At 62.7% G+C, this 26,049-nt stretch carries 22 protein-coding genes; 19 read left to right on the plus strand and 3 right to left on the minus strand.

The window, feature by feature from the left end:
* Nucleotides 1-389: 389 nt before the first annotated feature.
* Nucleotides 390-1,598, minus strand: coding sequence for a UbiH/UbiF family hydroxylase (locus AB7828_RS05215; protein ID WP_309948931.1), 1,209 nt, complete (start codon nt 1,596-1,598; stop codon nt 390-392).
* Between the two features lie 136 nt (nt 1,599-1,734).
* Here AB7828_RS05215 and pcsA point away from each other — a divergent pair, with 136 nt between their 5' ends.
* Genes pcsA through AB7828_RS05230 form a run of 3 tightly spaced genes read left to right on the plus strand, consistent with a single transcriptional unit; the run spans nt 1,735 to nt 4,234 of the window.
* Nucleotides 1,735-2,469: a phosphatidylcholine synthase gene (pcsA, locus tag AB7828_RS05220; RefSeq protein ID WP_439063837.1), complete on the plus strand. Its 735-nt coding sequence runs from the start codon at nt 1,735-1,737 to the stop codon at nt 2,467-2,469.
* A complete protein-coding gene (locus AB7828_RS05225) occupies nt 2,466-3,203 on the plus strand; it encodes a TerC family protein (RefSeq protein WP_439063838.1) in 738 nt (245 codons plus the stop codon). The genes pcsA and AB7828_RS05225 overlap by 4 nt, the downstream gene beginning before the upstream one ends.
* 56 nt (nt 3,204-3,259) lie before the next feature.
* The gene (locus tag AB7828_RS05230) at nt 3,260-4,234 is read left to right on the plus strand and encodes a quinone oxidoreductase family protein (protein WP_068731670.1); all 975 of its coding nucleotides are present in this window, start codon (nt 3,260-3,262) and stop codon (nt 4,232-4,234) included.
* Nucleotides 4,235-4,402: 168 nt separating this feature from the next.
* On the opposite strand, the gene rimO is transcribed toward AB7828_RS05230, so the two are convergent.
* Complete coding sequence (rimO, locus tag AB7828_RS05235) at nt 4,403-5,731, minus strand: 30S ribosomal protein S12 methylthiotransferase RimO (RefSeq protein ID WP_441229578.1); 1,329 nt, start codon at nt 5,729-5,731, stop codon at nt 4,403-4,405.
* A gap of 111 nt (nt 5,732-5,842) precedes the next feature.
* Here rimO and AB7828_RS05240 point away from each other — a divergent pair, with 111 nt between their 5' ends.
* Together AB7828_RS05240 and AB7828_RS05245 are read left to right on the plus strand one after the other, a co-directional pair.
* Nucleotides 5,843-6,433 (plus strand): ANTAR domain-containing response regulator, encoded by a 591-nt coding sequence (locus AB7828_RS05240; RefSeq protein WP_089264382.1) that lies wholly within the window; start codon nt 5,843-5,845, stop codon nt 6,431-6,433.
* Complete coding sequence (locus tag AB7828_RS05245; RefSeq protein ID WP_441232198.1) at nt 6,433-7,602, plus strand: CmpA/NrtA family ABC transporter substrate-binding protein; 1,170 nt, start codon at nt 6,433-6,435, stop codon at nt 7,600-7,602. The genes AB7828_RS05240 and AB7828_RS05245 overlap by 1 nt, the downstream gene beginning before the upstream one ends.
* 8 nt (nt 7,603-7,610) lie before the next feature.
* Here the strand turns inward: AB7828_RS05245 and AB7828_RS05250 are convergent, their stop codons facing one another.
* On the minus strand, nt 7,611-8,312 hold the full coding sequence (locus AB7828_RS05250; RefSeq protein WP_441229579.1) for a phosphoadenylyl-sulfate reductase: 702 nt from the start codon (nt 8,310-8,312) through the stop codon (nt 7,611-7,613).
* A gap of 215 nt (nt 8,313-8,527) precedes the next feature.
* On the opposite strand from AB7828_RS05250, the gene cysD reads away from it, so the two are divergent.
* The 14 genes from cysD to AB7828_RS05320 all read left to right on the plus strand — a co-directional run bounded on the left by cysD (nt 8,528) and on the right by AB7828_RS05320 (nt 25,921).
* A complete protein-coding gene (gene cysD / locus AB7828_RS05255; RefSeq protein ID WP_068731681.1) occupies nt 8,528-9,367 on the plus strand; it encodes a sulfate adenylyltransferase subunit CysD in 840 nt (279 codons plus the stop codon).
* 10 nt (nt 9,368-9,377) lie between these two features.
* Nucleotides 9,378-11,300 carry an adenylyl-sulfate kinase gene (gene cysC / locus AB7828_RS05260; RefSeq protein ID WP_441229580.1) on the plus strand — a complete coding sequence of 641 codons (1,923 nt, stop codon included), beginning with the start codon at nt 9,378-9,380 and terminating at the stop codon, nt 11,298-11,300.
* 475 nt (nt 11,301-11,775) lie between these two features.
* Entirely contained in the window at nt 11,776-13,563 is a 1,788-nt protein-coding gene (locus AB7828_RS05265) for a NirA family protein (protein ID WP_441229581.1), read from the plus strand.
* Nucleotides 13,560-15,164 carry a sulfite reductase subunit alpha gene (locus AB7828_RS05270; RefSeq protein ID WP_441229582.1) on the plus strand — a complete coding sequence of 535 codons (1,605 nt, stop codon included), beginning with the start codon at nt 13,560-13,562 and terminating at the stop codon, nt 15,162-15,164. Before AB7828_RS05265 ends, AB7828_RS05270 begins: the two co-directional genes overlap by 4 nt.
* Nucleotides 15,165-15,602: 438 nt before the next feature.
* Nucleotides 15,603-16,700, plus strand: coding sequence for an ABC transporter substrate-binding protein (locus tag AB7828_RS05275; RefSeq protein ID WP_441229583.1), 1,098 nt, complete (start codon nt 15,603-15,605; stop codon nt 16,698-16,700).
* A complete protein-coding gene (locus AB7828_RS05280) occupies nt 16,678-17,718 on the plus strand; it encodes an ABC transporter permease (RefSeq protein ID WP_441229584.1) in 1,041 nt (346 codons plus the stop codon). Before AB7828_RS05275 ends, AB7828_RS05280 begins: the two co-directional genes overlap by 23 nt.
* On the plus strand, nt 17,712-18,503 hold the full coding sequence (locus tag AB7828_RS05285; protein ID WP_441229585.1) for an ABC transporter ATP-binding protein: 792 nt from the start codon (nt 17,712-17,714) through the stop codon (nt 18,501-18,503). The genes AB7828_RS05280 and AB7828_RS05285 overlap by 7 nt, the downstream gene beginning before the upstream one ends.
* 116 nt (nt 18,504-18,619) lie before the next feature.
* Nucleotides 18,620-19,576: an ABC transporter substrate-binding protein gene (locus AB7828_RS05290; protein ID WP_441229586.1), complete on the plus strand. Its 957-nt coding sequence runs from the start codon at nt 18,620-18,622 to the stop codon at nt 19,574-19,576.
* A gap of 22 nt (nt 19,577-19,598) precedes the next feature.
* Nucleotides 19,599-20,468: an ABC transporter permease gene (locus AB7828_RS05295; RefSeq protein ID WP_441229587.1), complete on the plus strand. Its 870-nt coding sequence runs from the start codon at nt 19,599-19,601 to the stop codon at nt 20,466-20,468.
* On the plus strand, nt 20,461-21,267 hold the full coding sequence (locus tag AB7828_RS05300; protein WP_441229588.1) for an ABC transporter ATP-binding protein: 807 nt from the start codon (nt 20,461-20,463) through the stop codon (nt 21,265-21,267). Before AB7828_RS05295 ends, AB7828_RS05300 begins: the two co-directional genes overlap by 8 nt.
* A 168-nt stretch (nt 21,268-21,435) precedes the next feature.
* Nucleotides 21,436-22,578, plus strand: coding sequence for an acyl-CoA dehydrogenase family protein (locus tag AB7828_RS05305; RefSeq protein ID WP_441229589.1), 1,143 nt, complete (start codon nt 21,436-21,438; stop codon nt 22,576-22,578).
* A gap of 25 nt (nt 22,579-22,603) precedes the next feature.
* Nucleotides 22,604-23,698, plus strand: a complete 1,095-nt coding sequence (locus tag AB7828_RS05310; protein WP_441229590.1) for an LLM class flavin-dependent oxidoreductase — start codon at nt 22,604-22,606, stop codon at nt 23,696-23,698.
* A complete protein-coding gene (locus AB7828_RS05315; protein ID WP_441229591.1) occupies nt 23,695-24,639 on the plus strand; it encodes an ABC transporter substrate-binding protein in 945 nt (314 codons plus the stop codon). Before AB7828_RS05310 ends, AB7828_RS05315 begins: the two co-directional genes overlap by 4 nt.
* A gap of 241 nt (nt 24,640-24,880) precedes the next feature.
* Complete coding sequence (locus AB7828_RS05320) at nt 24,881-25,921, plus strand: aliphatic amidase (RefSeq protein WP_093758599.1); 1,041 nt, start codon at nt 24,881-24,883, stop codon at nt 25,919-25,921.
* The last annotated feature ends 128 nt before the right edge of the window (nt 25,922-26,049 follow it).

The raw sequence follows: 26,049 nt of genomic DNA on the forward strand, positions 1-26,049 counted from the left end.
TCCAGTTCTCGAACAACTGCACCGATGTTCGTCTTGCCGGAAACGTTAAGAGGCTGACGCCGCTGTGGGAACGCAGCATTATCTATTGCGGATTTTAGCAAATCTAAACCGGTGAGGGGGTAGCCTTAGCGACGAGCAATTCGCGCGTGTTTTAAGGGCACATTGTTCATGCTCGCGCCATGACGGGTTGCTGCCAAATGTACTTGGTCAATCGTCTGGCTTGGCGCTTCCGCAGCACGGCTGCGACCGATGTGCACGCCTTCGTGCGAGTCGGCTTTGCGCCAGATGGCGAGATTGGATCAGCGTTGACCACATGCTATAGCGACGAGCAGGGTGCCATGGCGCGGCGGATGCTGAGATGCTCCGTCGTCAGCTCCTGTTCCCAACCGTCAATTGCTATATGTCGTCTTCCGCCACGATGGCGACAGGCCCTCGCGCATCGCGAGCCGACGGAGCGGGCCGATGGCGCCCATCGCATGCATGCCGGCCGCGCGGATCACCTGCATCGGTAGGAGATCGCTCAGCAGCGAGCGATTGGCCATATCGATAGCGAAGGTACGCGAGGAGATATCGCTCCGCCTGATCTTCTCGAAACGCGCCAGCACTGGCGTTGCCCCGATATCCGCGCCATTCATGCCAGCATGGCGAACGACGTCAGCGATATCGCCGGCATCGCGCAGGCCAAGATTCAGACCCTGCGCACCGATTGGTGGCACCACATGGGCGGCTTCGCCGACCAGTACGATGCGGTTCTTCGCGAGCTGTGTGGGCTGCTCGATGGCCAATGGAAACACATGCCTGCCGGGCTCGACCTGAACCCGGCCGAGGATCGAATGCGATTGTTTCTCGGCGGCGTCCGACAATGCCTCATCGCTCAATACCATCAGGCGCTCGGCATCCCGGGGCTTGTTGACCCAGACGACGCTGGAGCGATTGCCGGGCAGGGGTACGAACACGCAGGGACCGGCGGGGGTGTGAAACTCCGTCGACATGTTCTTGTGCGGCCGGCTATGCGCGATGTTGAAGGTCAGCGCGGTCTGCTCAAGCGCGCGTCGCTTGACTGAAATGCCCGCGGCCTCGCGGCACAGGGACTGGCGGCCATCGGCGCCGACGATCAGCCGCGCCACCAGGACCTGGCCTTGCCGCGTGCGGACCTGAACCTGCATCTCGTCCGGCGTGACCGTATCGGCCTCGTCATCGATGCGAATGAGATTGGGCAATTCCGCGGCGCGCGCTTCGAGCGCGATCATCAATTCGCGGTTCTCGATATTATAGCCGAAGGTCTCAAGGCCGATCTCGCTGCAGACGAATTTGACTTCGGGCGCACGGATCAGCCGGCCCGTGTCGTCCACCAACCGCATGGTCGTCAGCGCGGCGGCCTTGTCGGCGCAGCGGCGCCAGACATCGAGGCTTTCCAGAAACGCGACGGAGCCGCCCAGGAGCGCGGTGGTGCGGTTGTCGCCGTAGGGGACGCGGCGGGCGACGAGGGCGGTACGGGCGCCGGTCTCGGCCAGCGCGAGGGCGGCAGCAAGGCCGGCAGGACCGCCGCCGACAACGGCGACATCATAGGTGGAGGTGGAAACAGAGGTCTCGGTCATGGACGGACCATCGGCCTTTGGCCCGGTATTTTCAAGCCGTTACGCGCCGCGGAATCGTTCCCGCAGTGTCGGGCGGCCGAGTGCCGCATCGGCGCCTGTGCAAATCGGTCGGATTCCTGCTAGCAATTCCCGGCATATGACCGCTTCGAGTCCGGACCAATTCCCGTCGTCGTCACGATCCGCGCGCGCGGCGGCGTTCTCGGTTCACATCTTCACTGCGCTCGGTGCCGGCGTGGCACTCATTGCCATGATGAGCGCCGTGCGCGGCGAATGGGCTGTGATGTTCGGCTGGCTCGGTTTGGCGCTGATCATTGACGGGCTCGATGGCCCGATCGCCCGACACTTCGACGTCGGCCGCGTGTTGCCGGATTGGTCGGGCGATGCGCTCGATTTCGTGGTCGACTTCCTCACTTACGTGTTCGTGCCGGCCTATGCGATCGCTGCCTCCGGTCTGTTGGTGCCGTGGACAGCGGTGTTGCTCGGTGCCGGGATCGTCATCACCAGCGCATTATATTTTGCTGACAAGCGCATGAAGACCGACGACAACCACTTTCGCGGTTTTCCGGCACTGTGGAATGGGGCGGCGTTCTATCTGTTCCTGCTGCAACCATCACCCGTCATGGCGAGCCTTGCGATGCTGGCGCTGATTGTCCTGACCTTTGTGCCTGTGCATGTGCTGCATCCCGTTCGCGTGACGCGTCTGCGCCGGTTGAACCTGTCGCTGATGGCGATATGGGCTGTGCTGGCCGTCATCACGCTGATACAGAACTTCGTTGTTGCTTTGCCTATTACGGTCGCGCTCTGCGCGATCGCTTTTTACATTGTCTGCGGTGACGCTGTCATCCGCCTCATGAGGCCCTCCAAATCATGATTGAACTGTTTTCCAGCCCTGAAGCCTGGGCCGCGCTCCTGACGCTGACCGCGCTCGAAATCGTACTTGGTATCGACAATGTGATTTTCCTGTCGGTGCTGGTGTCGCGGCTACCGGAGCCGCAGGCAACCCGCGCACGCCAGATCGGTCTCGCGCTGGCGCTCGTGTTCCGCATCATCCTGCTGAGCGTTCTCGTCTGGCTGATCGGCCTGACCGAACCCGTCATCACGGTGAGAGGCCTCGCATTCTCCTGGCGTGATCTGATCCTGATCGGAGGCGGTCTGTTCCTGATCGCCAAGGCAACGCACGAGATTCATGCCGAGGTCGAGGCGCGGGAAGGGCATGGCGATGAGAAGCCGGCGCCGAACGCCTTTGCCTGGGTGATCCTGCAGGTTATCGTCGTCGATCTTGTGTTCTCGCTCGACTCCATCATCACCGCGATCGGCATGGCGCAGGACATCGAGATCATGGTTGCCGCCGTCATCATCGCCTGTGCGGTGATGTATGTATCGTCCGGACCCGTGGCACGCTTCGTGGCGCAATATCCGACCACCAAGATGCTGGCGCTGGCCTTCCTGGTGTTGATCGGCGTCTCGCTGATGGCGGATGGATTCAAATTCCATATTCCGCGCGGCTACATCTATTTCGCCATCCTGTTCTCGGCGGCGGTCGAGTTCTTCAACGTGCTGGCGAAGCGCAACCGCAGAAAGCGGGCCCAGCCGGGCACAGGTTGACATCACGCGGGTGTTGGTTATCGCTTGAGACCAAAGTCATTCAGGGAGATTGAACGATGACTAAAGCCGTCCGCGTCCATGAGATCGGTGGACCCGAAGTGCTCACTTATGAAGACGTGCAGGTCCCGGCACCGGCCGCGGGCGAGGTGCGCATCCGCCAGCATGCCATTGGTGTCAATTTTATCGATACGTACTTCCGCAGCGGCCTCTACAAGGCGCCGCAGCTGCCGTTCATTGCCGGCAATGAAGCCTCCGGCGAAGTGATCGAGGTCGGTCCAGGCGTCACCGGCTTTCATCCCGGCGACCGCGTCGCCTATTATTCGGCCCTCGGCAGTTATGCGACCGAGCGCGTGTTTGCCGCTGATCGGCTGGTGAAGCTGCCCGATCGCATCACTCACGAGCAGGGTGCCGTGCTGATGCTCAAGGGGCTCACGGTCTGGTATCTGCTGCACAAGACCTTCAAGGTCGAGCCCCATCACCGCGTGCTGATCCATGCCGCAGCGGGCGGCATCGGTCTGCTCGCCTGCCAGTGGGCGAAGGCCATGGGTGCGCATGTGATCGGCACCGTCGGCTCGAAAGAGAAGGGCGAGTTGGCGCTAGCCAATGGCTGCGATCACGTCATCTATTACAACGAAGAGAACTTCGTCGATCGCGTGAAGCAGATCAGCCGTAACGAACTCTGCGATGTGGTCTATGACGGTGTGGGCAAGACCACCTATCCGGGGTCGCTGTCATGCCTGAAGCCGCGTGGCATGTGGGTATCGTTCGGCAACGCGTCAGGCCCGGTGCCGCCATTCGCGATCGCCGAGCTCAACAATCACGGCTCGCTGTTCGCGACGCGCCCGAAGCTGAACGACTATGTCGCCAAGCGCTCGGAATTGCTGGAAGGCGCCGACACGCTGTTCTCCGCTGTGATCGACGGCAAGCTGCATGTGCCGATCAATCACGCCTATGCGCTGAAGGATGCGGCCAAGGCGCATGTGGATCTGGAAGCACGCAAGACCACGGGTGCAGTGATTTTGAAGGTGTGAGGCGGGTGGCTCTGCCATAGTCTCATTGCTAATGTTCGTCATGGCCGGGCAAAGCGCGAAGCGTGGCTTCGCTAGATGTCCCGGCCATTCACGTTTTGGCCGCGAGAAAAGACAGGCGTGGATGCCCGGGACAAGCCCGGGCATGACGGCGTTTTAGTTACGCTTCTCTCAGAATCCAGCCACCGTCCCGTGCAGATCATACGCATCCGCGCGTTCGATCTTCGCCGTGACGATCTCGCCGACCTTCAGCGGCCGGCGTGCGGTGATATAGACCGATCCGTCGATGTCAGGCGCGTCCGCCTTCGAGCGGCCCTTTGATACAGTCGGGCCGACCTCGTCGATGATGATCTGCTGCCGGGTGCCGACCTTGCGCTTCAAGCGGCGCGCGGAGATCTTCTGCTGGCGCTCCATCAGCGCGTTCCAGCGCTGCTGCTTGATCTCTTCGGGCACTGCATTGGCGATGGCATTGGAGGTCGCGCCTGCCACGGACTCGTATTTGAACGCGCCGACGCGGTCGATCTGCGCTTCTTCGAGCCAGTCCAAGAGATACTGGAAATCGCTTTCGGTCTCGCCGGGGAAGCCGACAATGAAGGTCGAGCGCAATGTCAGATCGGGACATTCCTCGCGCCACTTCTTGATGCGGGCGAGCGTCTTGTCCTGCGCGGCCGGGCGCTTCATCGCCTTCAATACTTCCGGGGCCGCGTGCTGGAACGGAATGTCGAGATAGGGCAGCACATTGCTGCCGGCATTCATCAACCCGATGACTTCGTCGACATGCGGATACGGGTAAACATATTGCAGCCGCACCCAGGCGCCGAGTTCGCCGAGCTCTTTGGCGAGATCATAGAACTTGGCGCGGACCTCGCGGTCTTCCCACGGGCTGCTGGCATATTTGATATCGACGCCGTAAGCCGAGGTGTCCTGGGACACGACGAGCAATTCCTTGACGCCGGCCTTCACCAGCTTCTCAGCCTCTAACAGCACTTCGTTGGCCGGACGCGAGACCAGATCGCCACGCAGCTTCGGGATGATGCAGAAGGTGCAGCGGTTGTTGCAGCCTTCGGAAATTTTCAGATAGGCGTAGTGCCGCGGCGTCAGCTTGATGCCCTGCGGCGGGACGAGATCGATATGGGGATTGTGCACCGGCGGCAGCGCGCGGTGCACGGCGTCGAGCACGCTCTCATATTGCTGCGGGCCGGTGATCGACAGCAGGTTGGGATAGGCGGCCTCGATCTGCTCGGGCTCGGCGCCCATGCAGCCGGTGACGATGACCTTGCCGTTCTGCGCCATGGCTTCGCCGATGGCGCCCAGCGACTCCGCCTTGGCGCTGTCGAGGAAGCCGCAGGTGTTGACGATGACGATGTCGGCGCCGTCGTGCTTGCGGGCGAGTTCATAACCTTCGGCCCGCAGGCGCGTGATGATGCGCTCGGAATCCACCAGGGCCTTCGGGCATCCCAGCGAGACAAAGGAGATTTTCGGCGCGGCGGCCTGTTGCATGTTCGATCTGCCTGATTGAGAGGCAGCAGGTAGTCCCATTTGCCCATAATTACAAGGCTTTAAGCCGTGCGCGGGCGTGCTATGGGTATGCTGCATCCATGTGAGTGCCCGATGCCTGCCGACCAGTCGCCCAAAATTGTCATTGTCGACGAAAGCCCGATCCGGGCCGCGATCCTGGAGGAAGGGCTGCGGGAGGCTGGCTATGTGGACGTCCAGCATATCCGGGAGATGCATAACCTGCTGGCCCGGATCTACGCCCTGGACCCTGACGTCATCGTCATCGACCTCGAAAACCCCAGCCGCGACGTGCTGGAACAAATGTTCCAGGTGTCCCGCGCGGTGCGCCGGCCAGTCGCCATGTTCGTCGACCAGAGCGACGCCGAGTCGGCACGGGCGTCGGTCGAGGCGGGGGTATCCTCTTACATCGTGGACGGGCTGAAGAAGGAGCGGATCAAGCCGATCCTCGATCTCTGCATCTCCCGTTTCAACGCCTTCTCCAAACTGCAGGACGAGCTCGAGCGCACCAAGTCGGCGCTGGAGGAGCGCAAGATCATCGACCGCGCCAAGGGCATCGTGATGAAGCTCAAGGGCCTCAATGAAGAAGAGGCTTACGTATTGCTGCGATCCACGGCGATGCGTGAAAAGAAGAAAATCGGCGAGATCGCGCAGTCGATCATCACCGCAGCGGAGTTGCTGAAATGATCGACCACCCGCTTCGCATCGGCTTCATTCCGCTGGCCGACGCCGCCGCCCTGATTGTCGCGGTCGACAAGGGGTTCACGAAAGCCGAGGGGCTGAATGTCGAATTGGTCCGGGAAGTGTCGTGGTCGAATGTCCGCGATAAGCTGAATATCGGCCTGTTCGAAGCGGCGCATCTGCTGGCGCCCGTTGCCATCGCGTCCAGCCTCGGGCTCGGGCACGTGAAAGTGCCGATCGTGGCGTCGTTTAATCTGGGCATCAACGGCAATGCCATCACCGTCTCGCCGGCGCTGCATGCAGCGCTGATGTCGGAACTCGACGGTGACCCGACCGATCCGATGGCCACCGCGCAGGCGCTGCGCCGCGTGGTCGTCGCCCGTGCCCGTGCCGGCGCCGATCCCTTGACCTTCGGCATGACGTTTCCGTTCTCGACGCATAATTACCAGCTCCGTTTCTGGATGGCGGCTGGCGGCGTCGATCCCGATGAGGACGTCCGTCTCGTGGTGCTGCCGCCGCCTTACATGGTCGACAGTCTCGCCAACGGTCACGTCGATGCGTTCTGTGTCGGCGCGCCCTGGAATTCTGTCGCGGTCGATCTCGGCGTCGGCCATATTCTGCATTTCGTCTCCGACATCCTGCTGCGCGCTGCCGAGAAGGTGCTGGCGATGAGGCAGAACTGGGCGGAGAAGAACCCGGACACCGTGGCGGCACTCACGCGGGCGCATGTGAGCGCGGCTGCCTTCATCGAGGCGCCGGAGAACCGCAACGAGACTGCGGCAATTCTCGCCAAGCCCCAACATATCGGCGTCTCGCCGGAGGTGCTGCTGCGGACGCTGGATGGCCGGCTGAAGATTTCACCGGATGGCACCATGCGCGAGAGCGGGCGCTATCTGCTGGTCGGCCGCGAAGGAGCCGGGCGTCCCGATCCGGTTCAGGCCGCCTGGCTCTATGCCCAGATGGTGCGCTGGGGACAGGCCGCGATCAGCCCCGAGGCGCTGAAGATCGCACAGGGTGTGTTCCGCCCCGACCTCTACGATGCCGCGCTCGGTATCACCGGGAGCGCTCTGACTGATGTGCCCGATGCGGTTGGCGCCTTCGCTGGACCGCCATTCGATCCGAGCAACATCGCTGCCCATCTCGCTGCGTTCGAGATCGCGCATATGAAGTCGTAGCGGCGGCGTCAGTTCGCCGATGTGTGGATGCCGCATTCCGTTTTGGCGCGGCCGCGCCAGCGGCCGGCGCGGGGGTCCTCGCCAGGCGCGGTGCGGGACGTGCAGGGCATGCAGCCGACCGACGCAAAGCCTGAGGCCACGAGCGGATGCGGCGGCAGCTTCGCCGACGCATAGATCAGCCCGATCTCGTCCGGCGTGACATTGGCGAATGGATTGAATTTCAATTTTGAACCATCGTCCTCGACGACGGGAATGACGGCGCGCGATGCGCCCTGAAATCGCTTGCGGCCGTTGATCCACGCGCTGAACGGCGTCAGTGCCTGCGCCAGCGGCTCGACCTTCCGGATCCGGCAGCAGGTGTCGGGATCGGACGACCACAAATCCCCATCGCTGTCGTGAGCGGCAAGCGCTTCCGCTGCGGGGCGGATCGTTCGCACGTCGCGCAGGCCCAGCGTCAGGATCAATTGGTCGCGATAGGCGAGTGTCTCCTCGAACATCCAGCCGGTGTCGAGAAACAGCACGGGGATGGCGGGATCGACATCGGCCATCACCTTCAGCAACGCCGCGGACTCCGTGCCAAACGACGATACCAGCGCGAGTCCATCGCGGCCCGCGACATCAAGCGCCGCAGCAATCACCTCGGCAGGCGAGGCTGATTGCAGCGCTTGATCGTATTGGACAGCACTTGCGACGGCTCCGGGCGACAACATCTCAAACTCCTCACACATCCAGCTTGACTGGAATAAGATTCTATATATCAGTTGTTTGTCGCCTATTAATAGAAAAATATTCTTTCTATTTGAGAAGCGCAGTTTAGATTTTTTGACCCCATAAATCGAGTTCCAGAGATGCACTTTCTCCGAGCGTATCCGCTTCGTGAGCAACGGCGAATCTCACGGCGGTTTTGAGGACCTGGAGAAGGCGTATGACGTCGACCAATCTCGAACGCGTCCGATCGGACGTGGTATCGATGGACCACCTCGATCAACTGGAAGCGCAGAGCATCTACATCCTGCGCGAGGGCTTCGCCCGGCTGAAGAAGCTGGCCTTGCTGTGGTCGCTCGGCAAGGACTCCAATGTGATGATCTGGCTGGCGCGCAAGGCGTTCTTCGGTCACGTACCGTTCCCCGCGCTGCATGTCGATACCGGCAAGAAGTTTCCGGAGATGTACGCCTTCCGCGATCACTATTCGAAGGAGTGGGGACTCGACCTCACCGTGGAATATTGCCCGTCGATCGATAGTGTCGATCCGACACTGCCGCCAGCGGCACGCTCCGCAGCGCGCAAGACCGAAGGTCTCAAACTTGCGCTGGCGAAGCATGGTTTCGACGGATTGATCGCCGGCATTCGGCGGGACGAAGAGGCGACCCGTGCCAAGGAGCGCGTGTTCTCGCCGCGTGGCGTTGAGGGCGGATGGGACGTGCGCGACCAGCCACCGGAATTCTGGGACCAGTTCAACGCATCGCCGCCGCCCGGTGCGCATCTGCGCATTCATCCGATCCTGCATTGGACCGAAGCCGACATCTGGGCCTACACGGCGCGCGAAAACATCCCGATCATCCCGCTGTATCTGGCCAAGGACGGCAAGCGCTATCGCTCGCTGGGCGATGCCGACATCACCAATCCCGTCGCATCCACCGCCAGCACGATTGCCGAAATCCTGGTCGAGCTCGATGGCACCACGATTCCCGAGCGCGCCGGCCGCGCACTCGATCACGAGACCGAAGACGCCTTCGAGCGACTGCGCGTCGCCGGCTATCTGTAGAGGTGATGCCATGACCAAACCCGTCAATCCGACCTCGCTCGGAATGCCCAACGGCACCACGCGCCCGCAACTGCGCATCGTCATCGTCGGCCACGTGGATCATGGCAAGTCGACGCTGGTCGGTCGCCTGCTGCATGAGACCGGCGGCTTGCCGGATGGCAAGCTGGAGATGCTGAAGGCGGTTAGCGCCCGGCGTGGCATGCCGTTCGAATGGTCGTTCCTGCTCGATGCGCTGCAGACCGAGCGTGACCAGGGCATCACCATCGATACCACGCAGATCCGCTTCCGCACCAAATTGCGCGACGTCATTCTGATCGACGCGCCCGGCCACGCCGAGTTTCTGCGTAACATGATCACCGGTGCATCGCAGGCCGATGGTGCCGTGCTGATTGTCGATGCGCTGGAAGGCGTTCGCGATCAGACCCGGCGCCATGCCTATCTGTTGCATCTGCTGGGCGTGAAGCAAGTTGCCGTCGTCGTCAACAAGATGGACCGCGTCGATTTCAGCGCTCTGCGCTTTCAGGCAATTAGCGACGAAATTTCGGCGCATCTCATCGAACTCGGCGTCACGCCCGCCGCGGTGATTCCGATTTCGGCGCGGGATGGCGATGGCGTGGCCACCCATACCGACCGTATCGGCTGGTATCGCGGGCCGACCGTCGTGGGGGCGCTCGATGCGTTGAAGCCGGCACTCGCGCTTGATGAATTGCCGCTGCGGCTACCGGTACAGGCGATCTACAAGTTCGACGACCGGCGCATCGTGGCCGGGCGTATCGAGGCCGGTCATCTGGCTGTCGGCGACGACGTGGTGATCATGCCCGCCGGCAAGCGGGCGAAGATCAAGAGCGTGGAGCGCTGGTCGGCGACGCCGCTGGAAGGCGAGCACGGGGCAGGGCGATCCGTCGGTATCACGCTCGACCGCGAACTGTTCGTCGAGCGCGGCGACGTGATCGCGCATGCTGGCGCGGTGCCATCGGATACACGACGACTGCGGGCGCGGATCTTCTGGCTGCACGATCAGCCGCTGACAGCGGGATCGTCGATCCTGGTGCGGCTCGGCGTGCGCGAAGTGCGCGGCCGTGTAGTCGCGATCGAGAAGGCGATCGATCCCGGCGAACTGGCCAGTGTCGAAACCAAGCAGATCGCCCGCAATCACGTCGGTGAAATCGAGATCGCACTGTCGCAACCGGTCGCCGCCGATCGCTATGTCGACAATCCGCGCACCGGACGTCTCGTGATCGAGGTCGGCGGCCGGATCGCCGGTGGCGGTCTCGTGCTGTCCATCGATGCTGCCCAACGCGTCGTGTCATCGGACATCGTGCCGGTGCAGTCGGCACTACAGCCTGAGGAACGTTCGGCGCGCTATCGCCATCAAGGCGCGGTGGTGTGGTTTACGGGATTGCCGGGATCGGGCAAGTCGACGCTGGCGCGGGCGCTGGAGCACCGTCTGTTCGCCAAAGGCGGTTCGCCGATCCTGCTCGACGGCGACACGCTGCGCGCCGGACTCAATCGCGACCTCGGCTTCTCCGCCGCCGATCGCAGCGAGAATGTCCGGCGGCTGGCGGAGATGGCCGGCCATCTCGCCCGCAACGGTCATATCGCCATCGTCGCGGCAGTCTCACCCTCGCGCGGCGACCGCGCCGAGGCCCGCAGCGCGGTCGATACTGCATTTCGCGAGATCTATGTCGCGACTCCGGCGGAGATCTGCGAGCAGCGCGATCCCAAGGGGCATTACGCCAAGGCCCGCGCCGGCGACCTGCCGGGCTTCACCGGTATCGCCAACGACTATCAGGCGCCGGAGACGGTCGAGTTGCGGATCGACACGTCGACGGTCGATGTGGGGCGCGCGATAGATGGCATCGAGGACATGCTGCGGCAGACGCAAGTGCTGGACGACGGAGCCGCTGATCTGGCGGCGTTCGAGGCGGTCTAACGGCGTAGGCCCGCGCTCACTGTTGCACCTCATGATGAGGTCAAGGAAAGCTGGCTTGCCAGCTTTCCTCTTGGCGAGGCGACAAATCCGAAAGGCCACGAGTCCAGGCTGGGTTCCTTCGTCGCAAGGGCCCTCGCACCGATAGCTGCCATTGACGTTCCCACCGTCTAATTATTGAGCGTGCGGTGCATAAACGCTGGCACCGAACGGCCGGGTTCGGCCCGATCTCGACCTCAATCCCCTGATTTCTTGACGTTTTTCCGTCGATGACGGTCTGGCACGAGACTTGAATGTCTCTAGTCAACCGGCGTTCGCTGATGCCCGCCGGCCAGTTCAGATGGATTTCCGCAGCAACGAGGCTGATCGGATCGCTTCCAGAATTCAAGCCGGCGCGACGCGCTGACCTGAGCCTGTGCGGTCCGCGATCCTTATCCCCGTTGAAGCCACGCTGTGGCCCGCAGGAGCTTCGTCCCGCATGAAAATTGAAACGCTCTCCATCGACTTTACTGACGAACAGAAGCGCTACCTCGAAGGCTTTTCGACCGGGCTGCAGATCAGCCGCGTCGGCAAGGGCCTCGGCGGCGGCGCGTCAGCCAAGGCCAATGCGGAGCCGACCGGACCGGATGCGCCGCATATCAAGGCGCAGGATCGCACCATCGCGTCAGGCAAGAAGCTGGTCGAGCAGGAGAAATGGAAGCGCGAGGAACATCCCTTCGACGCCTATCCGCGGCTGCGCGATCAGGCCGCCATCGATGCGCGGCCATCGCCGGCCGACAATTTCCGCTGGCGCTATTACGGCATCTTCTATGTGGGTCCAACGCAGGACTCCTATATGTGCCGGCTTCGGATCCCGAACGGCATCATGAAGCACTGGCAGCTTGCGGGTCTTGCCGATCTCAGTGACGAGTTGTGCGGTCCGTTCTCGCATGTGACCACGCGCGCCAATCTGCAGGTGCGCGAGATTCCGCCGAAAAATGCGGTGAAACTGATCGAGGGTATCCAGGATCTCGGTCTGTGCTCACGCGGCTCCGGGGCCGACAACATCCGCAACGTCACGGGCACGCCGACCGCCGGCATCGACCCGCAGGAACTGCTGGACACGCGGCCCTGTGCGCGCGAGTGGCACTATCACATCCTCAATGACCGCACGCTGACCGGCCTGCCGCGCAAATTCAACGTTGCCTTCGACGGCGCCGGCAAGATCGCCGTGCTGGAGGACACCAACGACATCGCCTTTCAGGCCGTCGAAGTGAAGGATGGCTTCGGCGTCGCGCCCGGCGTCTGGTTCAAACTCGGCATCGGCGGCATCACCGGCCACAAGGATTTCGCCACCGATACCGGCATCATCGTGAGACCGGAGGACGCCACCAAGGTCTCCGACGCCATCGTGCGCGTCTTCATCGATCTCGGCGACCGCACCAATCGTCTCAAGGCGCGGCTGAAATACGTGATCGACGGCATGGGCATGGAGAAGTTTCTGACCATCGTCGAGGAGAAGCTCGGCGCGCCGTTTACCCGCGTTCCGGAGGACGCGTTGCTGCCGCGCCCAAGCTTCGACCGCACGGCGCATATCGGCGTGCACAAGCAGAAGCAGGATGGGTTGAACTGGATCGGCGTCGTGTTGCCGCTGGGCAAGGTGACGACCGATCAGATGCGGGGGCTTTCGAAGATTGCGGCCGATCTCGGCGACGGCGATATCCGCCTCACGGTGTGGCAGAACCTGCTCATTCCTGGTGTGAAAGACGCGAATGTCGCGCTGGCGACTGCGGCCATCGAAGCCCTTGGCCTTGCCATCAAGACCACCGAGATCCGCGCCGGCCTGATCGCCTGTACCGGTCGCGCCGGTTGCAAGTTCGGCAATGCGGATACCAAACGCACGGCAACAAACATCGCCGAATGGTGCGATACGCGCGTCGAGGTCGATACGCCGATCAACATCCATCTCACCGGCTGCCATCATTCCTGCGCGCAGCATTACATCAGCGACATCGGCATGATCGGCGCGCGCGTGGCGCTGGACGATAGCGACGACACCGTGGATGGCTTCCATATCTTCACCGGCGGCGGCTTCGGCCCGCAGGCCGATGTCGGGCAGGAGGTCTATCAGAACGTGAAGTCCGAGGACGCGCCTGTCGTCGTCGAGCGGCTGCTGAAAGCCTATCTCGCCCACCGCGCGTCGCCGGACGAGACGTTCCTCACTTTCTCGCGCCGTCACGACGCGACTTCGTTGCGTAAGCTCGCTGATGAACAGGTGTCCGCATGAACCAGATGACGCCGCCGCCCAAACTCGAGATCATTCCTGCGTCTGCGCCGTTCTCGGAAGCGCAACGCTCCTGGCTGAACGGCTTCTTCGCCGGCCTGCTGTCCGATGCGCCGGCGACGCCGCTCTCTGCCGAGCAGGGCGCCGCGATCATGGAGGAAGACGACGGCGCGCCGTGGCATGACCAGACCATGCCGATCGCCGATCGCATGAAGCTCGCCGAAGGCAAGCCGGTTCGTCGCAAGATGATGGCGGCGATGGCGCAGCAGGACTGCGGCCAGTGCGGCTATAACTGCAACGACTATTCCGACGCGATTGCCTCGAAAGCCGAGGCGCGGCTGAACCTGTGCGTGCCGGGCGGCAAGGAAACCGCGCGGATGCTGAAGTCGCTCTATGAAGAGCTCGACAAAGCACCGGCCGGTGCTGCGCCCGCGGCAGCAGCGACGACTGCTGCGGAGCCGGCCGAAGTTGCTGTACCGGATCCGTCGACGCTCGGACGCTCGCGCGACAATCCCGCACCCGCGGTGTTTCTCGGCCGCCGCCTGCTCAACGGCAAAGGCTCCGAGAAGGAGACCTGGCATATCGATTTCGATCTGTCGGGCTGCGGGCTCGATTACGTCGTCGGCGACAGTTTCGGCATCTTTGCATCGAACGATCTCGGTCACGTCGACCAGATCATCGCTCTGCTCGGCGCGTCGCATATGACGGAAGTGCGCGGCAAGACGCTGCGCGAGGTGCTGCAATACGACGTCTCGCTGGCCCCGGCGCCGGACAGCCTGTTCGAGCTGATGTCCTATCTCACCGGCGGGGCGCAGCGCGCCAAGGCACGCGCACTGGCACAGGGCGAGGACCCAGATGGCGATGCCGCGACACTCGACGTGATGGCTGCGCTGCAGAAATTCTCCGGCGTGCGTCCGCATCCGGAAGCTTTCATCGAAGCGCTGGAACCGCTGCAGCCGCGGCTCTACTCGATCTCGTCATCGCACAATGCGACGCCGGGCCGGTTGTCGCTCACCGTCGATATCGTTCGCTATATGGTCGGCAAGCGTAAGCGCCATGGTCTGGCCTCGAGCTTCCTCGCCGATCGCATCCAGCCCGGCGACGAGCTCAAGGTCTATGTCCAGAAGGCGCATGGCTTTGCGCTGCCGGAAAATCCGGAGACGCCGATCATCATGGTCGGGCCGGGCACCGGCATCGCGCCGTTCAGGGCGTTCCTGCACGACCGCAAGGCCACCAGGGCGCCGGGCAAGAACTGGCTGTTCTTCGGCCATCAGCGCAGCGCCTCGGATTTCTTCTATGCCGACGAACTCAATGGCATGAAGACCGAAGGCTTCCTCACACGGTTGTCGCTCGCCTGGTCGCGTGACGCCGGCGAGAAGTTCTACGTGCAGGATCGCATGCGCGAGGTCGGCCGCGACGTCTGGACTTGGCTCGCCGAAGGCGCCCATGTCTATGTCTGCGGCGATGCCAAGCGGATGGCGAAGGATGTCGAACGAGCGCTCGTCGACATCGCCGCCCAGCATGGCGTGCGTTCGACTGATGAAGCGGTGATGTTCGTCAGCGAGTTGAAGAAGAAGGGGCGGTTTCAGCTCGACGTATATTGAAGGTACGCTGCCCCCTCAGTCGTCATTGCGAGGAGCGAAGCGTCGCGGCAATCCAGGAGCTACAAGCGAAGGAAGACTGGATTGCTTCGCTGCGCTCGCAATGACGGCTGTGAGAGAGGGCGCTCGGGGCGATATCGAGAAGGTCTGTTCTGTATTAGCCAGTAAGCAGAGAATGCTTCTTCGCTGCGAAATAGCTTGCTCCTCAACGGCCCTGGATATTGGAGATAATCTCTCCATCCTGCGCGACATTCAAAATTCCATTTTATTGACCGAAGCCGCCGCGCTGCGCATCCTCGTACCATTGAAATCACAGGGGCGGGAGTCGTCGGACTCTCACGGCTGAGCTTCCACTCAACACATTGACCATCGCATCAGCGCGAGCCGCAACACCATGCGTTGTGGCCATGGGCAGCGCTGTGCCGATCGCAAGGAGACCAGATGTCGAACGATGATCACAACCGCAAGCCGCTGATGGATCGCCGGTCGCTGCTGCGCGGCGGCGCTGCAGCCGCATTGGCGGCGCCACTCGGCGTATGGGGCGCGCAGGCCTTTCCGTTCCGGCAGGCGTCACCCATCGATTTTTCCGAGTTTCCGATCTGCAGGACCGCATCGGAGGCGCCCGCACTCACCGGTGCACCGCGCAAATTGAAGCTCTCCTGGAATGCCGGCGCGGTCTGCCTTGCGCCGCTGCCGGTCGCCATCGATCACGGTTTTTTCCAGAAGCAGAATCTCGATGTCGAGCTGGTCAACTACAGTGGCTCGACGGATCAATTGCTCGAAGCCATCGCCACCGGAAAATCCGATGCGGGCCTGGGTATGGCACTGCGCTGGCTGAAGCCCTTGGAGCAGGGCTTCGACGTCAAGATCGTCGCCGGGACCCATGGCGGCTGCCTGCGCGCGCTGGCGCCGGCGAAGTCGGAGGTGAAGAGCGTTGCGGATTTCAAGGGCAAGACGATCGCCGTCGGCGATATGGCCGGGCCCGACAAGAACTTCTTCTCGATCCAGCTCGCCAAGGCCGGACTCAATCCGGATAAGGACATCGAGTGGCGGCAATATCCCGGCAACCTGGTGCGGCTCGCTGTGGAGAAGGGCGAGGCACAGATCGGGCTCGCCTCCGATCCGCTGGCCTATCTCTGGCTCAAGGACGGCGAACTGAAGGAAGTCGGCTCCAATCTCGATGGCCCCTACAAGGATATCAGTTGCTGCATCGTTGGCGTGCGTGGCAGCCTGCTGCGTGACGATCCTCTGGTCGCACGCGGCCTGACGCAGGCGCTGCTCGATGCGGCGATGTTCGCGTCGCAAAATCCGGAGAAGGCGGCGAAGTCGTTCCAGCCCTATGCGCCGAAGAATGCGACCATCGAAGATCTGCTGGGCATGGTGAAGTATCACACCCATCATCACCATCCCGTCGGCGATGCGCTGAAGCGCGAGCTGAAATCCTACGCCGACGATCTCAAGACGGTTTCCGTGTTCAAGCCGTCAACCGACACCACCAAATTCGCGGAGCGCATCTATGCCGACGTATTCCGCGTCTGAGATCTCATCGCTTGGCGGTGACCGCGAGACCGCGCTTATTGCTGGCGATGGTGGACTTCAATTCGTCAACAAGCTTCGTTTCAGCATCACGGGGATCGGGGCAGGGCTCGCCTGGCTGGCTTTCGGCCTGTCGTGCCTGCGATGGCCGGATATCGGCGACTGGCCACGCACCGAAGCAGTGGCCTATACGGCATTCGCGATTGCTGGCGGCATCGCGATTGCAACCACAGCGCAGGCAGCGCTCGGCAAGTTCGGCGACGGCGTGCAGCGACGCGCGCCCTGGCTGTTTGCCTTGGGAGCGTTCCTGACGCTGTGGGAGCTTGCGACGGCGAAATTCGGCTGGCTGCCGCTGCCGTTCTTTCCGCCACCGCAGTCCATCGTCGAGGTCTATACCGACGACCTGCCGAAACTGCTCGACAGCGCCTTCGCCTCGGTGAAGCTGCAGCTTGGCGGCTACTTCATCGGCGCGGTCGTAGGCTTCCTCACCGGCGTCTCCATCGGCTGGTCGCGGCTCGCGGGCTACTGGGTGCATCCAATCCTGCGCTTCATCGGACCATTGCCGGCGACTGCCTGGCTGCCGATTGCGTTCTTCACGTTCCCGTCCGCCTGGAGCGCCAGCACGTTTCTGATCGCGCTGGCCACCGGCTTTCCGGTGACAGTGCTGACCTGGTCGGGCGTGGCCAGCGTCAGCACCGCCTATTACGACGTCGCACGAACGCTTGGCGCAAAACCGTCTTTCCTGGTGACCAAGGTCGCGATCCCGGCGGCGCTGCCGCATGTGTTCGTCGGTCTGTTCATGGGGCTCGGCGCATCCTTCGCGGTGCTGGTCGTGGCCGAGATGATCGGCGTCAAGGCCGGGCTTGGCTTCTATCTGCAATGGGCGCAGGGCTGGGCGTCCTACAACAACATGTATGCGGCGCTGATCGTGATGTCGTTGCTTTGCTCCGGCGCGATCACGCTGCTGTTCAAGGTGCGCGACCGCCTGCTGGTCTGGCAGAAGGGTGTCGTCAAATGGTAGCTCTGGCAAAGCCGTTTCAGCCCGTAGCGACCGGCGCGTCGCTCGACATCAAGGGTGTCAGCCACGCCTTCGATATCGACGGCAGCGTGCTGCCGGTGCTCGACGACGTCAGCATCAGTGTCTCGCCCGGCGAGTTCGTAGCGCTGCTTGGCCCCTCCGGTTGCGGCAAGTCCACGTTGCTGCGATTGGTGGCGGGTCTCGAGCCGCCGCGTGCCGGCGCGCTGGAAGAAGATGGCGTTGCCATCACCGGACCTTATCCGTCCCGCGTCGTGGTGTTTCAGGATCCGACGCTATTTCCGTGGCGGACGGTGTGGGACAATGTCGCGCTCGGGCTGGAAGCGCAGGGCGTACTCAAGACGCAGCGTCACCGCGTCGATGCCGCGATCGATCTCGTAGGCCTCGGCGCATTCAAGCAAGCCTATCCGCATCAGCTCTCGGGCGGCATGGCACAGCGTGTCGCGCTTGCAAGGGCGTTGGTCAACGATCCGCGTATCCTCGTACTGGATGAGCCGCTTGGCAAACTGGATTCGCTGACACGCATCACCATGCAGGCCGAGCTGGTCTCGCTGTGGCAGCGCAACGGCTTCACGGCACTGCTGGTAACCCATGACGTGGAGGAGGCGCTGTTTCTCGCCAACCGCGTCATCGTGTTCAGCGATCGTCCCGCGCGGGTAACGGCGGATATCACGGTCGACCGGCCCTATCCGCGCCATCGCGGCGATCCGCATCTGGCCGAGCTGCGACGGCAGATCCTGGGACTGCTCGGGCTGGACGCGACGTGGTGAGCTCGTCCCGAATATGGTCCGTTGCGGGCGAGGGCACGCTCCACCGATAGCTGTATACGAGGCATGGTTATTGCATTCCTTTTGGGCTGGCACACGGTTCAGCCCAAGGGAATGACATGTACAGCACCAACCGACGTGATTTCATCCGCCTGACGGCCATTGCCGCGGCGCTGTCCACGACCAGCATCAAGGCCTTCGCCGCCGACCGCGTGGTCAAGATCGGAACGCTGAAGCTCATTCACGGCGTCACGCCGTATTTCTACGAGAAATTCGCGCCGGATGGCGTCAAGTTCGAGGTGATCCCGTTCGAAACCCCGACCGACGGCAAGAACGCCGTCGTGACCGGCACTGTCGATTTCGGCATCTTCGGTTTTGCCGCGGCGACGCTCGGCGGCGCCAATGGCGAGCCGATCGTGGTGATCGCGTCTGCCTGCAATCGTGGCATGGCGGTCGTCGCCAAGAAGGATTCCGGGATTAATACGATCAAGGACCTGAAGGGCAAGAAAGTCGCGATCCTGCCGGGCTCGACCCAGGAAGTCGTGATCCTCGATCGTCTCTCCGCCGAAGGCATGACGGTGAAGGACGTCGAGTCCGTGCGTCTGTCGTTCAGCGACATGGCGCCGGCGCTCGCCCGCGGCGACATCGACGCCTATGTGGGCGCCGAGCCCGGCCCGGGCATCAGCCTCGCCAATGGCGTCGGCCAGATCGTCGAATATCCCTACACCACGCCGACCGGTTCGCTGAACATGGTGCTGGCCACTCGCCGCGAACTGATCGAGAAAGACCCCGAGCTCGTCAAGGCGCTGCTCAAGACCCACCGCCTGGCCAGCGAATATGCGATGAAGGACCGCGAGGCCTTCATCGCCATCGCCATGCAGAAGCTCGGCCAGCAGAAGCCGTCGATCGAGAAGGCCGCACCGAATGTGGAGCTGACCTGGAATATCGACGACCAGTTCATGAAGCAGGCGGAATATTACGGCGGCCAGATGCTGTCCAAGAAGCAGATCCGGCAGTTGCCGGACTATAAAACCTTCATCGATGCGAGCTTCGTGAAGGCACTGGCGGCCACGTGAGCGCGTCGTGAGCCTGCAAAGCATGACGGACGACACGTCCAACAGGGTCCAGCTTACGCCGGCAGCGGAAATCCCGCCGGTGGCTGCGGCTGGGAAGCGCGGGCAGGGCGTGCAGCGTGCGCGCGCAGTCGCGCTCGCGCTGATCGTGCCGGTCTGCCTGATGGTGGTCTGGGATGTCATGGTGCGCTGGACCGGCACGCGGCTGGTGCCGTCGCCCTATGGCGTCGCCGTGATGATGTGGGATTTCGCTTTCGGCGGAATCTATGACGACGCCTACAGCGCCAGCCTGCCGATCCATTTCTGGAAAAGCGTGCAGCGTGTCTATGGCGGCTTTCTCTGTGCGGCGGCGGTCGGCATTCCGCTCGGGCTGATGATCGGACGCATGCCGTTGCTACGCAAGCTACTCGACCCTACGCTGTCGCTGCTGCGACCGATCCCGGTGACGGCATGGCTGCCGCTGTCGATGATCTTCTTTGGTCTCGGTCCGCGCGCGGCGATCTTCCTGGTGTTCCTCGGCGCGTTCTTCCCGATCCTGCTCAATACGGTGTTCGGCGTACGCTCCGTCGATATCAGGCTGTTTGAAGCCGCGGAGATGCTCGGCTGCAGCGGCGCGCAGCAGTTCCGCTCCGTCGTTTTACCGGCAGCGCTACCGAGCATCTTCAACGGCCTTCGTCTCGGTGCCGGTTTCGCCTGGATTCTGATCGTAGTCGGCGAGATGACCGGTGTGCCCGAAGGCCTCGGCGCCGTCATCATGGATGGCCGCACACTGTCGCGCACCGATCTCGTGATCACCGGCATGATCATCATCGGCATCACCGGCTTCGTGTCGGATCGCGTCCTGCTGATGCTCAGCAACTACTTCCTTCGCTGGAGCCCACAGCATCATGCTTGATCGACCAACCACAATTGCGCCTGATATCCTCGAGGTCAGCGACGTCGGGAAAATCTATCAGGCTTCCAACGGCCCGGTCGAAGCGCTTGGTGGCGTCAATCTCACCATCCGCAAGGGCGAATTCGTCTGCCTGCTCGGCGCGTCCGGCTGTGGCAAATCCACATTGCTGCGCATCGTCGCCGGCTTCGAGAAGGCGACGCAGGGTTCCGTGACTATGTACGGCTTTCCGGTCGACAAGCCGGGCCCGGATCGCGGCATGGTGTTTCAGGATTACGCATTGTTTCCGTGGCTGACTGTGCGCGACAATATCGGCTTCGGCCCGAAGCATCGTCGTCTTGCCACCAAACTCGTGAGCGAGCTCACTGACAAATTCATGGCCATGGTCGGATTGACCGCCTTCGCCGATCGCTATCCGCACCAGCTCTCCGGCGGCATGAAACAACGCGTCGCCATCGCGCGGGTGCTGAGCAATGACACCGACGTGCTGCTGATGGATGAGCCGTTCGGTGCGCTGGATGCGCTGACGCGCAGCAAGCTGCAGGAGGAACTCGTCGAGATCTGGCGCACCACCGGTCTCACGGTGATTTTCGTGACGCATTCGGTCGAGGAGGCCGTGATGCTGGCAGATCGCGTGATCGTGATGTCGGCGGGGCCGGGCCGGATCGATTGCGAAATCGAGATCGACCTGCCGCGCCCGCGCGACGTCGCATCGCCCGAATTCAACGCGTTGCGGCGCGAGGTCACGCAGAAGCTCACGAGCCATATCGCCGGCAGTCGGGGCAGGGCGGCAGATTCCTGAATCGGGCTTCAAAAACGCGCGAATAAAATTCTCGCCTGAGGTCACCGGAGAGAATTTTCACCTGTGGGTCTGAGGCTCATCAGTCCCGCTGTCGTTATTTCCGGGTACCGCTTGTAACGCCTGCCGAACGGCATTCTCTAGGGTTAGAGAAGCCGAAAGCAATACGATATGGACGCGGTTCCCAGCATTATCGACAGAGTTAATTTGCTCGTTCCGGGCTTTGCGGAACGCGCGCCATCGCATGATCGTGCGGCAAGTTTTCCATTCGAGAATTTTCAGGAACTGTCCGAGGCGGGCCTGCTGGCGCTACCGGTGCCAAAGGCGCTGGGCGGCGCGGGCGCCGGGGTGCGCGAGGCTACGCGCGTCGTGAACGCGGTCGGCAAGGCCGATGCCGCGACCGCGCTTGTATTGGCGATGCACTATATCCACCATCTGGTCATTACGCGGAACGGCAACTGGCCTGCGCATCTGGCGCAGCGCGTGTCGCGCGACGCCGTGAATGGTCTGGCGCTGATCAACGCATTGCGCGTCGAGCCCGATCAGGGATCGCCATCGCGGGGCGGTCTGCCTCAAACCACAGCGAAGCGCACGGCCGAAGGCTGGCGCATGACCGGCCGCAAGATCTATTCGACCGGTGCGCCGATCCTCAAATGGTACACTGTATGGGCCAAGACGGACGAGCCCGACGTACGGGTCGGCGTCTTTCTGGTGCCGGCGGGTCTGCCGGGCACCGAGATCGTCGAGACCTGGGATCATCTCGGTCTGCGCGCCAGCGGCAGCCATGACGTCGTGTTCGGCGACGTACTCGTTCCGCTCGACCATGAAGTGGACGTTCGCCGTCCCGGCGAGTGGGGCGCGCCGGATGTGTCGCAGGCGACCATCCAGGCCGTGCTCGTCGGGGCCGTCTATGACGGCGTTGCGCGGGCGGCGCGTGACTGGCTGATCGACTTTCTGAACACCCGCACGCCGTCGAGCCTCGGCGCACCGCTCGCGACGCTGCCGCGGGCGCAAGAGATCGTGGGCGGCATCGAGGCGAAGCTCGCGGTGAATGCGCGCCTGCTCGAGACCTTTGCACGCGACATCGATGACGGTGTTACGCTGACGCCGGTCGAGGCGAATATCCTCAAACTGACGGTTACCAACAATGCCGTGGCTGTCGTCGAAGATGCGCTGTCGCTGACCAGCAATCACGGACTGACCCGCGCCAATCCGCTGGAGCGGCATTATCGCGACGTGCTGTGTGGCCGCGTGCACACGCCGCAGGACGACAGCACCAGGATTTCCGCCGGACGCATCGCGCTCGGCATCTGAACAACAGCAGGAAGTGGAGAGACCCATGTCCGTCGAATTCATCGGCTTCATCACCAACAATGACGCATCCGAAACCCGCGTCCGCTCCGGCCCGGTGCTCGATCCGAGCTATATCGAAACCGTCGCGAAGGCGCATGAACTCGCCGGCTTCGATCGCGCGCTGCTCGCCTTCCATTCGACCTCGCCGGACGGCCTTCAGGTCGCCCAGCATGCGCTCGGCGTCACCGAAAAGCTGAAGGTGATGATCGCGCAGCGTCCGGGTTTCACCGCACCGACGGTGCTGGCGCGCCAGCTCGCTACCATCGAGAATTTCCACCATGGCCGCGTCTCGCTGCATGTCATCACCGGCGGCAATGCCAAGGAGCTGCGGCAGGACGGCAATACGCTCGACGACAAGGACGAGCGTTACGCGCGCACCAGCGAATGGCTCGACATCATCAAGCAGGAATGGACGAGCGAGAAACCATTCGACTATGCCGGCAAGTATTATCAGGTTGAGGGCGGGTTCTCGCAGGTGAAGCCAACGGCACCGATCCACGTTTTCGTCGGCGGCGCGTCAGATGCGGCCATCGACGTGTCGGGCAAGCATGCCGACACCTTTGCGCTGTGGGGTGAATCCTATGCGCAGGTGCGCGACGTCACCGGCCGTGTGCGTGCCGCTGCGGCCAAGTATGGCCGCCCGGTGCCGCGCTTCAGCCTGTCGGTGCGCCCGATCATTGCCGAGACCGAGGAGAAAGCCTGGGCCAAGGCCGATGACATTCTCGCCCGCGCCACCGCGCTGCAGGACAAGACCGGCTATCGCAAGCCGGCCGATGGCCACGCTACCGCCGGCGCGAAGCGTCTGCTGGCGCTGGCCGAGCAGGGCACCCGCATCGACAAGCGGCTGTGGACTGAGATGGCGGCGCTCACCGGCGCGAACAGCAACACCACCGCGCTGGTCGGAACGCCCGAACAGGTCGCCGAAGTCTTCGCCGACTATTACGATCTTGGCGTCAGCCATTTCCTGATCCGCGGATTCGATCCCCTGATCGACGCCATCGATTACGGCCGCGAACTGATCCCGCGCACCCGCGAACTGATTGCGGCGCGTGACGCCGCCAAGGGAGTTGTCGCAGCATGAAACGGCTTGTCCTCGCCGCCGGCCTGATCCTCGCGGCGTTTGCCACTTCCGCCCACGCCGAGACCACGCTGATCGTCGGCGACCAGAAGGGCAATGCGCGCGCCGTGATGGAAGCATCCGGCGTGCTCAAGGATGTGCCCTACAAGATCGAGTGGAAGGAATTCGCCGCGGCAGCGCCGCTGCTGGAGGCGCTCGGTGCCGGCGCGCTCGATAGCGGGCTGGTCGGCGATGCGCCTTTCACCTTTGCCGCGGCGGCCAATGTGCCGGTCAAGGCAATCGGCGCGATCCGGCAGACTGGCGACGGTCTTGCCGTGCTGGTGCCAAAGGACTCGACGATCAAGAGCTTCGACGATCTGAAGGGCAAGAAGATCGCCACCGGCCGCGGCTCGATCGGGCATCAACTCATTCTCGCCGCGCTGGAGCAGAAGGGCTGGACTGCGAACGATGTGCAGATCGTGTTCCTCGCTCCGTCGGACGCCAAGGTCGCTTATACCCGCGGCTCAGTCGATGCGTGGTCGACCTGGGAGCCTTACGTGAGTCAGGAAGAGGTGCTGTTCCAATCGCGCGTCCTGCTCAATGCCGAGGGCCTGACATCGGGGCTGAGCTTTGTCGTGGCGACGCCGAATGCGATCCGCGACAAGCACGCCGAACTCGAGGACTACCTCCGCCGCCTTACCGCAGCCCGCGCCTGGGCGCTGAAGAACGCGGACGCCTATGCGCAGACCTGGGGCAAGCTGATGAACGTGGCGCCGTCGGTGCCGCTGAACTGGCTGACACGCGCAAAAATCCGCATTGCACCGATCGACGATGGCGTCGCCGCGGATGAGCAGAAGACCATCGATCTCTATTTGCGCAGCGGACTGATCAAGCAGAAGCTCGATGCCAATGCGATCGTGGATCGATCGTTCAACGATGCCATCGGGAAGGGTGCGGGCCTGTAGACTCTCGATCCGGACCGGCAATTGCTACTTAAACTCTGTCATGCCCGGGCTTGTCCCGGGCATCCACGTCTGTGCCGCAAGCAGTAAAGGCGTGGATGGCCGGGACAAGCCCGGCCATGACGGTGTTTGCATCGAGGACGTCTCGCTGTCGCCAGAGCCACAACCCGCACATCCGTAAATCCACGTATTCCCGGTCTCCCTCCGTCGGCCCACCATCGCCCGGCAACGGAGACCAGCGCAGATGCATCACGGCGATATTTCATCCAGCAAGGACGCGGTCGGCGTCGCCGTCGTGAATTACAAGATGCCGCGGCTTCACACGAAGGCCGAGGTGCTCGCCAATGCGCAGAAGATCGCCGATATGATCGTCGGCATGAAGATCGGTCTGCCCGGCATGGATCTGGTGGTGTTCCCGGAATATTCGACCCAGGGCATCATGTACGACTCCAAGGAAATGTACGAGACCGCCTCGATCGTACCCGGCGAGGAAACCGAGATTTTCGCGGAGGCCTGCCGCAAGGCCAAGGTCTGGGGCGTGTTCTCGCTGACCGGCGAGCGGCACGAGCAGCATCCGCACAAGGCGCCGTACAACACGCTGATCCTGATGAACGACAAGGGCGAGATCGTTCAGAAATATCGCAAAATCATGCCATGGGTGCCCATTGAAGGCTGGTATCCCGGCAATTGCACTTATGTGTCGGAGGGGCCGAAGGGACTGAAGATCTCGCTGATCATCTGCGACGACGGCAACTATCCCGAGATCTGGCGCGATTGCGCCATGAAGGGCGCCGAATTGATCGTGCGCTGTCAGGGCTACATGTATCCCGCCAAGGATCAGCAGGTGCTGATGGCCAAGGCGATGGCCTGGGCCAACAATACTTATGTTGCCGTTGCCAATGCCTCAGGCTTCGACGGCGTCTATTCGTATTTCGGCCATTCGGCGATCATCGGTTTCGATGGCCGCACGCTCGGCGAATGCGGCGAGGAAGATTACGGCATTCAATATGCGGCACTGTCGAAATCATTGATCCGCGACGCGCGACGCACCGGGCAGTCGGAGAACCATCTCTTCAAGCTCTTGCATCGCGGCTACACCGGCACGATCAATTCCGGCGAAAGCAACAAAGGCGTCGCGGCGTGTCCGTTCGATTTCTACGCGAACTGGGTCAACAATCCCGACAAGGCGCGGGAGAATGTCGAGGCCTTCACGCGGCCGACGGTCGGTGTCGAGGAATGTCCGATCGAGGGACTGCCACATGAGGGGATGTTGAACGATCGGTAGCCCCAACCTCGTCATTCCGGGGCGGCCGCGCACCTTGCGCGGGCGAACCCGGAATCTGGAAGTGATGAACATGTCGGGATTCCGGGTTCGCGTGCGAAGATGCACGCGCCCCAGAATGACGAGTGGGC

It is taken from the genome of Tardiphaga sp. 215_C5_N2_1 (assembly GCF_052076055.1).
Taxonomy (GTDB): Bacteria; Pseudomonadota; Alphaproteobacteria; order Rhizobiales; family Xanthobacteraceae; genus Tardiphaga; species Tardiphaga robiniae.

Bases quoted from the DNA above. Each gene is read 5' to 3' on its own strand.
- AB7828_RS05265 (WP_441229581.1), top strand. From the start codon at position 11,776: ATGAAAATTGAAACGCTCTCCATCGACTTTACTGACGAACAGAAGCGC.
- AB7828_RS05315 (WP_441229591.1), top strand. From the start codon at position 23,695: ATGAAACGGCTTGTCCTCGCCGCCGGCCTGATCCTCGCGGCGTTTGCC.
- AB7828_RS05270 (WP_441229582.1), top strand. From the start codon at position 13,560: ATGAACCAGATGACGCCGCCGCCCAAACTCGAGATCATTCCTGCGTCT.
- AB7828_RS05280 (WP_441229584.1), top strand. From the start codon at position 16,678: ATGCCGACGTATTCCGCGTCTGAGATCTCATCGCTTGGCGGTGACCGC.
- AB7828_RS05310 (WP_441229590.1), top strand. From the start codon at position 22,604: ATGTCCGTCGAATTCATCGGCTTCATCACCAACAATGACGCATCCGAA.
- AB7828_RS05230 (WP_068731670.1), top strand. From the start codon at position 3,260: ATGACTAAAGCCGTCCGCGTCCATGAGATCGGTGGACCCGAAGTGCTC.
- AB7828_RS05225 (WP_439063838.1), top strand. From the start codon at position 2,466: ATGATTGAACTGTTTTCCAGCCCTGAAGCCTGGGCCGCGCTCCTGACG.
- AB7828_RS05320 (WP_093758599.1), top strand. From the start codon at position 24,881: ATGCATCACGGCGATATTTCATCCAGCAAGGACGCGGTCGGCGTCGCC.
- cysC (WP_441229580.1), top strand. From the start codon at position 9,378: ATGACCAAACCCGTCAATCCGACCTCGCTCGGAATGCCCAACGGCACC.
- AB7828_RS05295 (WP_441229587.1), top strand. From the start codon at position 19,599: ATGACGGACGACACGTCCAACAGGGTCCAGCTTACGCCGGCAGCGGAA.
- AB7828_RS05275 (WP_441229583.1), top strand. From the start codon at position 15,603: ATGTCGAACGATGATCACAACCGCAAGCCGCTGATGGATCGCCGGTCG.
- AB7828_RS05305 (WP_441229589.1), top strand. From the start codon at position 21,436: ATGGACGCGGTTCCCAGCATTATCGACAGAGTTAATTTGCTCGTTCCG.
- AB7828_RS05285 (WP_441229585.1), top strand. From the start codon at position 17,712: ATGGTAGCTCTGGCAAAGCCGTTTCAGCCCGTAGCGACCGGCGCGTCG.
- AB7828_RS05240 (WP_089264382.1), top strand. From the start codon at position 5,843: ATGCCTGCCGACCAGTCGCCCAAAATTGTCATTGTCGACGAAAGCCCG.
- cysD (WP_068731681.1), top strand. From the start codon at position 8,528: ATGACGTCGACCAATCTCGAACGCGTCCGATCGGACGTGGTATCGATG.
- AB7828_RS05215 (WP_309948931.1), bottom strand. From the start codon at position 1,598: ATGACCGAGACCTCTGTTTCCACCTCCACCTATGATGTCGCCGTTGTC.
- rimO (WP_441229578.1), bottom strand. From the start codon at position 5,731: ATGCAACAGGCCGCCGCGCCGAAAATCTCCTTTGTCTCGCTGGGATGC.
- AB7828_RS05290 (WP_441229586.1), top strand. From the start codon at position 18,620: ATGTACAGCACCAACCGACGTGATTTCATCCGCCTGACGGCCATTGCC.
- pcsA (WP_439063837.1), top strand. From the start codon at position 1,735: ATGACCGCTTCGAGTCCGGACCAATTCCCGTCGTCGTCACGATCCGCG.
- AB7828_RS05300 (WP_441229588.1), top strand. From the start codon at position 20,461: ATGCTTGATCGACCAACCACAATTGCGCCTGATATCCTCGAGGTCAGC.
- AB7828_RS05250 (WP_441229579.1), bottom strand. From the start codon at position 8,312: ATGTTGTCGCCCGGAGCCGTCGCAAGTGCTGTCCAATACGATCAAGCG.